A 12,630-nucleotide genomic window follows, 5' to 3' on the forward strand; every position below is an offset into this window, starting at 1 on the left:
TTCATGATGCCGCTGAGTAACGGCAGATAACCGACTTCATAGAAATTTTCCATTTGCATCGTTGTATCCACTCCTGACCCGACTCTCGATTCTAGAACTCTAGCATACACCAAAATTCGCCATTTTCAGAGTCGTAGGGGTGCGGAATGTGAGTAAGAAATCAACTTTTGAATTACTTTTCTTGGAGGAAACTATGATTACTGGCGAAATGAAAAATAAAGTGGATAAGATTTGGGAGACATTCTGGACAGGCGGTATCACGAATCCACTCGAAGTTATCGAGCAATTTACGTATCTCCTTTTCATAAAAGGCTTAGATGATATTGAAACCACGAAGGAAAGCGAAGCGGCGTTCCTAGGTCTTACATTTGAAGGTATATTTCCAAGCGATAAACAGGATTTGCGTTGGAGCAAGTTTAAAAATATGGAAGCTAACCAAATGTATAATTTGGTGCTCAATCAAGTATTTCCTTTTATCAAAAATCTACATCAAGACGGAGATTCAGCATATTCCAAATATATGGGGGATGCGATCTTTAAAATCCCGACACCTCAGCTGCTTACCAAAATAATTGACGGTATAGATGGAATTGATATGGAGAAGCGAGACGCTAAGGGCGACCTGTATGAGTACTTGTTATCCAAAGTAGCAACAGCAGGAACAAATGGCCAGTTCCGTACTCCGCGGCACATTATTGAGATGATGGTTCGCTTGATGAAACCAACCCCAAGCGACGTGATCGCTGATCCTGCGATGGGTAGTGCTGGTTTTCTTGTGGCCGCGCAGGAATACGTGAGAGAGCATCACGCGGATTTGTTTCTACATGCGGGGCTCAAGAAGCATTTTCACCAAGATATGTTCTACGGCTTCGACATGGACAGAACCATGCTTCGTATAGGCGCCATGAATATGCTGCTACATGGTGTTGATCAACCGAATATTGAGTACAAGGACAGCCTCTCTGAGCAGAATGCTGACAAAGAGAGGTATACATTGATTCTCGCCAATCCGCCGTTCAAAGGTTCGTTGGACTATGATGCAGTGAGCAGCGATCTATTGAAGATCACGAAGACGAAGAAGACGGAGCTCCTGTTCCTAGCACTTATTTTGAGAAGTCTCAAAATCGGGGGGCGAAGCGCCGCCATTGTACCGGAAGGTGTGTTGTTTGGCAGTAGTAATGCACACAAGGAAATTCGCACAGAGCTTGTAGACAATCATAAGCTGGAAGCGGTCATCTCGATGCCCGGCGGTGTATTTAAACCATATGCTGGCGTAAGCACAGCCATCCTCATCTTTACAAAGACAGGTGCTGGTGGCACGGATCAAGTTTGGTTCTATGATATGAAAGCCGATGGATACTCACTGGATGACAAGAGGCAAGCGATTGAGCAGAATGACATACCTGATATTGTAGAGCGCTTTGGCAAGTTACAAGAAGAGTATGAGCGAAAAAGATGTGAGCAGAGTTTCTTGGTCAATGCGCAAGAGATACGGGATAATGGATATGACTTGTCGTTCAATAAATACAAAGAGATTGAGCACGAAGAAGTCACGTATGCGCATCCCCACGAAATTCTTTTAAAGATTCAAAAATTGGAAGAGGAAATCCAAGCAGGGTTGATAGAACTTGCTGGGATTATTAAAGGGTAGAGAAGAATGGAAATCAAACGATTAAAAGAAGTTGCTAATCTAAATATGGGGCAATCGCCTGCCTCTGAGAGTTACAATTCGGAGGGGAAAGGAATTCCTTTTTTTCAAGGAAAAGCCGATTTCGGTAGAGTAAATCCCGTTGTTAGAATGTATTGTAGTAGCCCAAATAAAATTGCAATAGAGAACGACATATTAATGTCGGTAAGAGCACCAGTTGGTGATGTTAACCTTAGTAACTTGACTTGCTGTATTGGGAGGGGGCTGGCTGCAATAACCCCCAAGTATGAAATCATGAATTACAAGTATCTATACTACGCTCTAATTAATATGAAAGATAGGATTAGTAGTCTTGGTACAGGAAGTACTTTTAAGGCTATTAACAAAGGGATTTTAGAGAATATTGAAGTGCCGGTGCCTTCCCTTGAAGAGCAACAACTTGTTACCGAAGCACTAAACAAAGTCCAAGAATTGATAGATAAAAGACAAGTGCAAATAGAGGCTTGCGATGAACTTGTGAAAAGTTTGTTTTATCATATGTTCGGTGATGACAGAGTTAATAATAAAGGTTGGGATTTAAAGTCATGGTGTGAGGTGTTTTCGACTACGACTGGGAAGTTAGATGCCAATGCGATGAATGAGAATGGGAAATATCCATTTTTTACTTGCGCAAAAGAGGTTTCATGGATAAATGAATATAGTTTTGATGGAGAGGCGTTATTGTTAGCAGGTAATAATGCAACTGCAGATTATGATGTTAAATATTACAATGGGAAGTTCAATGCTTACCAGAGGACTTATGTCCTGACCCTTAACAACCAATTAGACTGCTATAAATTTTTCAGAATTAGTTTAGAGAATAAGCTAAAGGATTTAAAAGACAACTCTATTGGCAGTAATACTAAATATTTAACTTTAAAAATTCTAAACGATATTTCATTTATAGTCCCTCCGTCGAGCATTCAAAATCGTTTCGCCGAGCAAGTCAAGAAAATAGAACAACAAAAACAACGACTCCAACAAAGCCTTACTGAACTAGAGAATAACTTCAATGCACTGATGCAGCGGGCGTTCAAGGGCGAATTATTCTAGGGGGATGCCCATGAGTACAAATTTCGATTTCTTAAAGGACAAAGACACCTTCAAGTCTTTCGCAGATAGCGCAATTGAAGCTGAGAAGAGCCTCCTTGTGTCCCCGGCAACTTGTGCGATTCTTGCAAGAAGAGCGTTAGAGTTAGCTATCAAATGGGTGTATACCTTTGACAATGAACTAACGATCCCGTATCAAGATAATGTCTCAAGCCTTATCCATGAGCCGACATTCCGGCAGATCATTGATCCTCAGCTTTTTCCGCTGATGAAGTATATCATCAAATTGGGGAACACGGCGGTACATACAAATGCCCCAATAGCTAGGGATGAAGCTATCCTCTCCATCCGTAACCTGCATGAGGTCGTCCGTTGGATCGATTATTGCTACGCGGATGAATACACTTGTCCGGAATTCGATGAACAGCTTCTTCACACAGGAGAAGAGAAGCGTACTAGACCACAGGAACTGCAGGACCTTTATGAGAAGCTAAGTTCCAAGGATCAAAGGTTGGAGGAGCTACGCAAAGAGAACGAGTCACTTCGTGAATCCATGACCGCCCAGCGTATAGCCAGCACGGAGAACTACGATTTCGAGGTTGATGCACTTAGTGAAGCCGAAACTAGGTCGAAATTTATTGATCTAGAGCTGAAGCTTGCAGGATGGGAAATGCGTCGTGATTGTATTACAGAGGTTCCTGTGGAAGGGATGCCAAACGCTACGGGTACCGGATTTGTTGATTATGTTCTATATGGCAATAACGGCAGACCGCTAGCGGTTATCGAGGCCAAGAAGACGGGGAAAGACCCAAACGTTGGGTCTCAACAAGCCAAGCTCTATGCGGACTGTCTGCAAAATCAGACGGGGCAACGTCCGATAATATTCACAACGAACGGTTTCGAAATCAATCTATTGGATGATGCCGAAGGATATCCGCAGCGAAGAGTATCAGGAATCTTCACGAAGGATGAGCTGCAGCTTATGGTAGATCGGAGAAGCAGCAAAATCCCTTTTACCACGGTAGAGATTGATGAGGACATCACCAACCGTTATTATCAGAAGCAAGCGGTTATGGATGTATGTCATGCCATAACCAAGAAACAGCGCAAGATGCTTCTTGTTATGGCTACCGGAAGCGGTAAAACTCGTACAGCCATTTCGATCGTAGATGTATTGATGCGCCATAATGTAGTGAAGAATATTTTGTTCTTGGCTGACCGAAGGACGCTTGTTAAACAAGCGAAACAAAATTTTAGCAACCTACTTTCTAGTCTTACGCTTTGCAATTTGCTAGAGAACAAGGATAACCCTGAGCAGTCTCGTATGATATTCTCGACCTACCCGACCATGATGAATGCGATTGATGAGACCAAGCGGCAGGATGGGAAGAAGCTATTTACTCCAGGGCATTTTGATCTGATCATTGTTGACGAAAGCCACCGCAGCATTTATAAGAAGTACGGAGATATTTTCGAATATTACGACGCCATGCTGCTTGGATTGACAGCTACACCGAAGGATGAGATCGATAAGAATACGTATTCCATTTTCGAGTTGGAGAACGGGGTGCCTACCTTTGCTTACGAGCTTGAGAAAGCCGTTGAAGATGAATATCTGGTCGATTACCAAGTGTTAGAAAAGAAGACCAAGATCATGGAAGACGGAATTCACTATGACGAACTAAGTGAGGAAGAGAAAGAGGAATTCGAGAAAACATTCGACGACGATGAGACGGTAGATGATTCTATTGCGAATACAGCGATTAATGAATGGTTGTTTAACGCCAACACCATTGACCTGGTTCTGGATGAGCTGATGGAGAAGGGGCTTCGGGTAGAAGGCGGAGACAAGCTGGGTAAAACTATTATTTTTGCAAAAAGCAGCCGCCATGCTCAGGCGATCGTCGAGCGGTTTCATAAGAGGTACTCCGAATACGGTAACCATTTCATTAAACAAATCGATTATAGTATTAACTATGTCGATTCGCTTATTGACGACTTTAGCACGAAGGAAAAGCTTCCCCAAATTGCTGTTTCGGTGGATATGCTCGATACTGGAGTTGATATCCCGGAGATCCTTAATCTTGTTTTTTTCAAGAAGGTACGATCCAAGTCTAAATTCTGGCAGATGATCGGCAGAGGAACGAGATTATGTAAAGATCTGCTTGGGGTAGGAATGGATAAAGAGAAGTTTCTAATCTTTGATTTTTGTAATAACTTTGAGTTTTTCCGGGCAAATCCGAAAGGGCTGGAAGGTGAAATTGGCGCGAGTCTGACGGAAAAGCTCTTTCATGTAAAGCTTGATATTGTTCGGGAGCTTCAGCACCTCAAATATCAGGAAGAACAGGAATACATTCAGTACAGGGATGAGTTGCTTCGTGATCTCTTAAGTACAGTACGGGATCTGAATGACGAAAATTTCCGTGTGAAGTTAAAGCAACGTTACGTCGAGATATACAAGAATAAAGATTCATGGCAAAGTCTGAATGCTGCGAGTGTTTCTGAGCTCAAGGAACATATCGCTCCACTGATTACTCCGCTCCAGGATGACGAACTGGCCAAACGCTTCGACTTATTGATCTATACCGTAGATCTTGCCTATCTGCAGCAAAAAAATGCGACAAGACCTATCCGGAGTATTATCCAAACTGCTGAAGATCTAAGTAAGATCGGGAATGTCCCGAAGGTAATGGAGAAGAAGTACATTATCGAGAAGGTTCAAACCGACGAATTCTGGCAAGAGGCTGATGTTTTAGAGCTGGAGGAAGTTCGGATCGCTCTGCGTGACTTAATTAAATTAATTGAAAAGAGTAAGCAGAGAATTTATTATACGAACTTCAAGGATCAAATCATCGAAACCCGGGAGAGCGGGGCCATCTATAATACGAACAACTTGAAAAATTATAAGAAAAAGGTAGAACATTACCTGAAAGAGCATAAGGATGAGCTTGCCATATATAAGCTCCGCAACAATAAACAGCTCACTGCAGTTGATCTCCAAACTTTGGAGCGTATCCTATGGGAAGAGCTGGGAAGTCGGTCTGAGTATGAGAAGGAGTTCGGAAATACGCCGGTGAGCAAGTTGGTTCGTAAAATGGTTGGGTTAGACCGCGCCGCGGCGAACGAGGCTTTTAGTGCTTTCTTAAGTGAAGAAAAACTGAATGCAACCCAAATTCGCTTTGTAAAACTTATCGTGGATTATATCGTTGCTAACGGGATAATTGAGGATAATCGAATTTTCATGGAAGAGCCATTCCGTAGTTTAGGCAGTATTACTTCGCTATTTAAGGATAATATGAACGACGCTAGAGAGTTAATGAATGTAATCTCAGTCATTAACAAAAACAGCGAACTTGTTGTTTAGCATTTGAGTGGAGGATTAGCCTGATACCAGTCCATTTTTAGGTCCTACTTTCAATTCTACAACTTACCCAAACAAAGCGTTTATTTATTGCTTTGTTTGGGTTTTTTCGTATTTTCACAGGACTTACAGCCTATATTGTCGAATTATCAGTAAAGGGATTTTATTCCATAGGAACGTATATTCGATGACAACCTATTGTCTAATCATTATGTTTAAATAGGATCAACAGACATTAGCGATGGAGGGATTAGGTAATGGCATTTCTGAAATGCTCGGAATGCACCAATATGCTAAAGGCAATTCAAATTTCCAATAAAATCAGCCAATTTGGGGAGCAACGATTACTTGAATATTCGCCAACCGGGATTAAATGCTCAGACTGGACTCCCGTAAATGAAAACCTCCGAGGCTTCGCAGAAGGAATTTACTGCCCGTCTTGTTTTGCTATCGTTCCTCTAGAGAAAGAAGAATTTGTACTATGTGAGGATAACCGAATTCCTGGCATCGTAAGTCATGAATTTTCCTCGGAAGATGTACTGGATAAGCTGAAGAAGTTGGCCGAGGAGGAAGCTGCCGAGATCTACGTACATACACTTCCTGAGAAGGAAGCAACTTTTGCAGATATCCCTGAGCCTACACCAGAACCCATTAAGGATGCTTTACATCGAATGGGAATTAAACGGTTATATTCTCACCAAGCAGAAACGGCCGATGCAGTCCATTCTGGGTCGAATGTTGTCTTGGTTACTTCGACGTCATCCGGAAAGACGTTGTCCTATAACCTGCCAATTCTTAGTCGTTTATATAACCATCCCGAAGAACGTGCATTATACATATTTCCAACAAAAGCGTTAGCAAATGATCAGTTGGATCAAATTAGGCGTTTTGGCTTACAACAGGCGGAGAATCCTTCTTCCCTGGATGAGTGGTTTGAGACCCAGTTGCATTTGGGAGATCGTCTGATTCATATTGGTCGGCTGGATGGGGATACCGAGAATGGGCCGCGGCAGCGAATCATGGAAAAAGCACAGGTATGGATGACGAATCCGGATATGATTCATTACTCCATTCTCGGGCAAGTTCAGAAGGTGAAGTATGCGACCGCGCACCACATTCGAAATTATCTGCGGAATCTCAAATTTATTGTGCTTGATGAGATGCATATGTACCGCGGCACATTCGGAAGTCATGTCGCATTAGTACTCAGACGCCTGCTTAAGGTTTGCCGAGAGCTTGGTAATGCACACAAAATCCAGATTATCACGAGCTCAGCAACGATTGAGAACCCTGCTAGATTAGCAGAGGATCTTACGGGGCTAAGTGGCTTTACCCTCATTAATACAGATGGTTCCGCCCATCAGAAGAAGGGAATCGTCCTCTGGAATCCTGGCATGTCTGCCGACGAACAAGTCCGCCGCGCGCCTTCTACCGATGCGATTACGATGGCGAAACAAATTATGACTGTGGATCAGAAGGTGATTAAGAGCATTATTTTTCAGCCTTCTCGCAGCCAGACGATGGTCTTTACCCGTTATATCAAAGACGTATTGCGCCAGCCTCTCCGACTACCTAAGGAGAAAGTGGACGGAGAGAAACTCGCGGCTTTTTATACTGGAATCCTACCGAATGATACCCGGAAACGGATTATTGAGCGGCTCAAGTCCCACGATATTCATGTCATTATTACGACCAATGCCCTTGAAGTCGGGATTGATATCGGTGATTTAAGTCTCGCCATACTTGTTGGTTATCCCGGATCGAAAGCGGCATTCTCCCAACAGATCGGACGCGTTGGCCGTAAAGGCGAGGGAGTCGCCGTCTTGATCTTGCAGGACGAACCGCTTCAGCAGTATTACATGCGTAACCCACTTGAGTTTATTCATAAGGCTCCGGAGGTAGTTCGAATTAATCCAACAAATTACAAGTTGTTGGCTTTGCATATTCCTCTACTGAGAGAGGAGCTTGGGAGAGAAGTTACGAAGGAAGACTTGCAGAACATGTTCCCCGGGTTAGTTGAAGACTATATCGAGACTGTTCTGCAAGTTGCCGTATCAGCGAATCAAGAGGAAGTCGTTGATAAAAAATTTAGCCTTCGATCCATCTCCGGGCAAAACTACAGCGTCACTATTCGGGGACAGGATCAAACGATAGTTGACGGTCTGGATGAATGGAGCGCGCTTCGTGACTTTCATGAAGGCGCGATCTATTGGACTCCTGGAGAAAAAGGCTATCGGGTTGACTCTATCAATCGCAGAAAAGGCGAAATCATTCTATTACCCATTCAAGAACTAACCTATTACACCCAATCTACTTATCGTGATGCCATCGATATTATGCAGACTTACCAGAAGCAAAATATCGAAGGAATCGATATGGCCTATGGTGAACTGGAGATCAAGCGGAGCGTCTTCGGTTATAAAAAAGTTTACTTCGGACAGAAGCATGAATCGGAGCAGGTTCAATTGGATCATCCGTCCGTTACCCGATTTACTCCCGAAGGAATGTGGGTTACATTAACGGATTCCCAATGGGGCCACTTGAAAATTAACATCCAGGAGTGGGTAGATGAAGGCAGATCCCTTGATTTATTGGCCGAAGGCTCTCTTCACGCTGCAGGTCACGCTATGACTTCGGTTATTCCAGACCTCATTATTTGTGACGCGAATGACTTTACAGGTTTTTCGGCGAGCGGGATGACGGCTTTTGCGAACAGACCTGTTATCGGCTTCTATGGCGAGAATGGGTCCGGCCTCGGTACCATAGAAGCGATTTACGAGAAACTTCCGCAAGTACTTCGAAAAGCGCTTGAGCTTATTGAGAGCTGCCCTTGTGCTGAAGGATGTCCTAGCTGCGTGCAGCTCCCAGGTAAAGGAAATATTGACTTATTCAAACCTGGAGCCAAAATGTTGCTGAAGATTTTGATTGAAGGGATCGATTAAGAATGCCAGTAATTTGTTCCGCTTGCGGAGGCCAAAGACCTTACGGGGACTTCGTTCAAGTCAGTTATAAAGCAGATTCGGAGGGCTATTACCGTAAGATTCATCAACGGGCAAACGGGATTCGAATTTCGGAGTGGCATTCCCTTGCACCCGATATGGAATCCTATATAAATAAACAAGCCGGCGTTTATTGTACGCATGATGGATGTTTGATCTTGGAAGGGATGTTGACACCGGAAGAAATGGAAATGATCTCAGACCGAAGACTTCCCGTGCAACAAGCATTCGATAGTGATGTGCTCGTCCAGAACTTGCTTGAAGTAGGAACTCGTGTCCGAAGCGAAGTGCATGTGCATCAAATTGACGCCAATCAAGGCGCTTATGCTGAACAAATCCTTATGCCCAGTTGGCTGCAACGGAAGCTTCATTCTCTGGGGATCAATAAGCTGTATGAGCATCAAGGAGAAGCCATACAGAACATCCGGGAAGGACGCAATGTGGTTCTCTGTACGAAAACCGCATCGGGAAAATCATTGGCTTACAATGTTCCCATCATGGAAAAATTGGTATCTGATCCGGATGCGTGTGCGCTATATTTGGCTCCGTTCAAAGCATTGGTCGAAGATCAGTTTACCCATTTGAAAGAATGGGCCGATGATATAGAAGAGCAGGGAAATAAAATTTCGCTTAATGGATTTTCGCGATTCACTTTGAATGGACAACAAATATCTGTTGGACTTCTTCATGGGCAACGGAACGTTCCAGAGCATATGAGAAAAGATCAGGCGTCTAGCTTCGTGTTCTCTGAGGGGCGCTATTGGCTGACCAACGTTCACTATCTGCACTTAATTCTTCAAGGTGCAAGTTCACCTAAGGGGAAAGGCCCTGGACTGTTGCGCTTTCTGCAAAATCTTCGGTTTGTTGTTATTGATGAGCTTCATCAATACTCAGGCTTGTTAGGTTCAAAGGTTTCTTTGGTCCTTCGCAGATTAAGAATGTTATGTGACAGGTTGGGGAATAAAAACGTCCAGTTTATTGCCTGCTCGGCTACCATTGCTAATCCAAAGTATCTAGCTGAAGAATTAACAGGAATGCGTGGACTGAAAGGATTTCATGAAATATCGGGTGTACAAGCGCCAGTAAAGAAGAAAGCGATTTTGATGTGGAATCCTGGCTTATCAGACGATGACCAGAAGAAAAGGGCTGTTGTTTCCGATCTCTATGAAATTCTGCGCACGATCTACAAGGATGGAAGATGGCCAAGAAGTATCATTTTCACAAGCAACCGCCAGCAAGCCCAGCTTTTAAGTCGTGAATTAAACATGATATTGCGCAGCCATCTTCATGATCATGGCGGGCTTTCGGCAGACGAACCACATGAGTTTTTTCTGCCGTACCATGCATACCTCACGCAAGAAGTTAAAGAACAAACCATACAAAAACTTGAGCAAGGCGAGATCCTTGGAGTGGTCACTACTAGCGCCCTAGAGGTCGGAATTGATGTGAAGTGTCTGGATGTATGTATATTGTTGGGGTATCCAGGTTCTCAGGCCTCCTTTTGGCAGCAGGCTGGTCGTGTGGGGCGCAGCAGAGACGGTGTGGTGATTATGATGGTTCAGGAAGAGCCATTACAGCAATACTTTGCCCGCAACCCTGAAGAATTCTTTAGGCTATCGCCTGAATCAGCGGCGATCAATACAACGAATCCCAAGCTATTAAAGGAGCATCTCGCATACGCAGCTCACGAACTGGGAGGAACGTTGACGAATGCTATGAATTATGTTCGCTCTTCGGCGCTTCGCAAGGTGGTTGCGGAAGCAAGCGACCAGTGGCAGCAGATTGAAGGGAAACTACACTATCAAGGAGAAACACCCCGGTATCAAACTTTGTTCACTATGGGCGATACCTATACGGTTGTAACCAAGAACGGATGGAATGAGGACATCCTATTTCAAAGTGTGGACGGACGTTCCTTGATTCGAGATTATCACGTAGATGCCGTATTTCTGGGACCTGACAATCGTACCTTCTATAAGGTCAAGTGGGTCAATAACAGGCAACGCAAAGTGGTTGTAGAGCCAGTAAGAACGGATTATCATACTCGCGGAATTGTTCGTGATAGCATTGAAATCCATGATGTTACCAATCCTCTGATAAGTGACGTGGCGATCAAATCCAATCTTGGAAGCATCATCGTAAAACGAAGCACATTTGGCTACAAAAAAATCTATAATCACGGCGCAATGCCTCTAGAAACCGTACAATTAACAAACACATACCCTGTCAGTTTCCAAACAGAGGCATTTTGGCTGATGTGGGACCACCAAGGAAGGGATGAACTTAGAGGTCTGCTCAAGGATGTGCAGAATCGCGAATCCATTGACTTGGAGACCCTGGTTGAGGGAAGCCTTCATGCCGTTGAACATGCCATAGCATCTGCGATACCGGCTGTTGTAAGGTGTAGTATGGCTGATTTTCAGCACACCTCTTTTTATTCTGGCTCGGCCTTGTTTGGAATGCCCGGGATGTTCTTCTACGACAGCCAAGCAGGAGGCGGTTCGGGTATCGTCGAGGTTGTTGCGGAAAAGTTCGGGGTTCTCTTGGAAAAAGCACGACAGATCATTAGCAGCTGTGGTTGTTCCGAGGGCTGTCCGTCGTGCATTCAGTTATTTCATTGTGAAAAACAGAATGAGCCGCTGCACAAGGCTGGGGGATTGATTGTGCTGGATTATTTACAAAGACAATGGCAGAAATAAATACTTTTAATGGAGGTATCGCACTATGCAGCACTTACAATCGGTACAAGATATTTTCTTTTTAGCCCCTATTTGAACTTGGACAGTATACCCCTTATTCCGATACAATAAAAATAAGGCGGAGGGGAACGAAATGACCAAGAAACAGTATGACCTAAATTTTAAGAAAATGATCGTTGCCAAGGGGAACGAGATTGGAAACATGACGGCAGTAGCACGGCAGCATGAGCTTGATCCGAAGATGGTGCTGCGTTGGGCGCGAGAACTCAATCGCAAGGATCTGGATCAACTGGATGGAACAAGCATCAAGCAAGCGAAGTACGTACCATCAGCAGAAGATTATGCACAACTCCAGAAAGAGAACGAGAAATTGAAGAAGCTCTACGCAGAGCAAGCCTTGGAGAGGGACATTCTCAAAGACCTACTAAAAAAAACGAACCCACACTTACGGATAAAATAGAGATTGCCCAGAAGTACATTACCCAAGGGAATCGTATAAGCTTGGTGCTACGAGTGCTGGAAGTGGGGCGTTCCACGTACTATGCACATGTGAATAAGCAACAACAGCAAGACCAAGAGCCTATCCACAGGGTCGGTCGCCCCGCACCTGGTTTATCTTACACACAAGGCGGAAAGCCGGTTAGCGATGAACAAATTTGTGAATGGATCATGGAATTTCTAGCTGGAGAAGGCGCTGCATACGGCTACCGCAAGCTCACTGTGCTTCTGAAAAGGCGCCACCAACTGTTGATTAATAGTGAGCGTCAAATAGCCCCCACCTAGCAGTCAGATGGGAGCAAGTGTATGATGGATTAAGATTACGCGAGGCGGCAA

General features: G+C 44.1%; 6 protein-coding genes. All 6 read left to right on the forward strand.

Annotation, left to right across the window (positions count from 1 at the left end; all coding sequences use genetic code 11):
- Positions 1 to 193 precede the first annotated feature (193 nt).
- The 6 genes from WBG83_RS21615 (at position 194) to WBG83_RS21640 (ending at position 12,256) form a co-directional block, all read left to right on the forward strand.
- Positions 194 to 1,651: a type I restriction-modification system subunit M gene (locus WBG83_RS21615; RefSeq protein ID WP_336747463.1), complete on the forward strand. Its 1,458-nt coding sequence runs from the start codon at positions 194 to 196 to the stop codon at positions 1,649 to 1,651.
- Positions 1,652 to 1,657: 6 nt separating this feature from the next.
- Positions 1,658 to 2,740 (forward strand): restriction endonuclease subunit S, encoded by a 1,083-nt coding sequence (locus WBG83_RS21620; RefSeq protein WP_336747459.1) that lies wholly within the window; start codon positions 1,658 to 1,660, stop codon positions 2,738 to 2,740.
- Between the two features lie 10 nt (positions 2,741 to 2,750).
- Positions 2,751 to 6,101, forward strand: a complete 3,351-nt coding sequence (locus tag WBG83_RS21625; protein WP_336747460.1) for a DEAD/DEAH box helicase family protein — start codon at positions 2,751 to 2,753, stop codon at positions 6,099 to 6,101.
- A gap of 254 nt (positions 6,102 to 6,355) precedes the next feature.
- Positions 6,356 to 9,040 (forward strand): DEAD/DEAH box helicase, encoded by a 2,685-nt coding sequence (locus tag WBG83_RS21630; RefSeq protein WP_336747461.1) that lies wholly within the window; start codon positions 6,356 to 6,358, stop codon positions 9,038 to 9,040.
- Between the two features lie 224 nt (positions 9,041 to 9,264).
- On the forward strand, positions 9,265 to 11,796 hold the full coding sequence (locus WBG83_RS21635) for a DEAD/DEAH box helicase (protein WP_336747464.1): 2,532 nt from the start codon (positions 9,265 to 9,267) through the stop codon (positions 11,794 to 11,796).
- 133 nt (positions 11,797 to 11,929) lie between these two features.
- Positions 11,930 to 12,256: a transposase gene (locus WBG83_RS21640; RefSeq protein ID WP_336747462.1), complete on the forward strand. Its 327-nt coding sequence runs from the start codon at positions 11,930 to 11,932 to the stop codon at positions 12,254 to 12,256.
- Positions 12,257 to 12,630: the final 374 nt, after the last annotated feature.

Source organism: Paenibacillus sp. y28, assembly GCF_037137075.1.
Taxonomy (GTDB): Bacteria; Bacillota; Bacilli; order Paenibacillales; family NBRC-103111; genus JBBBNV01.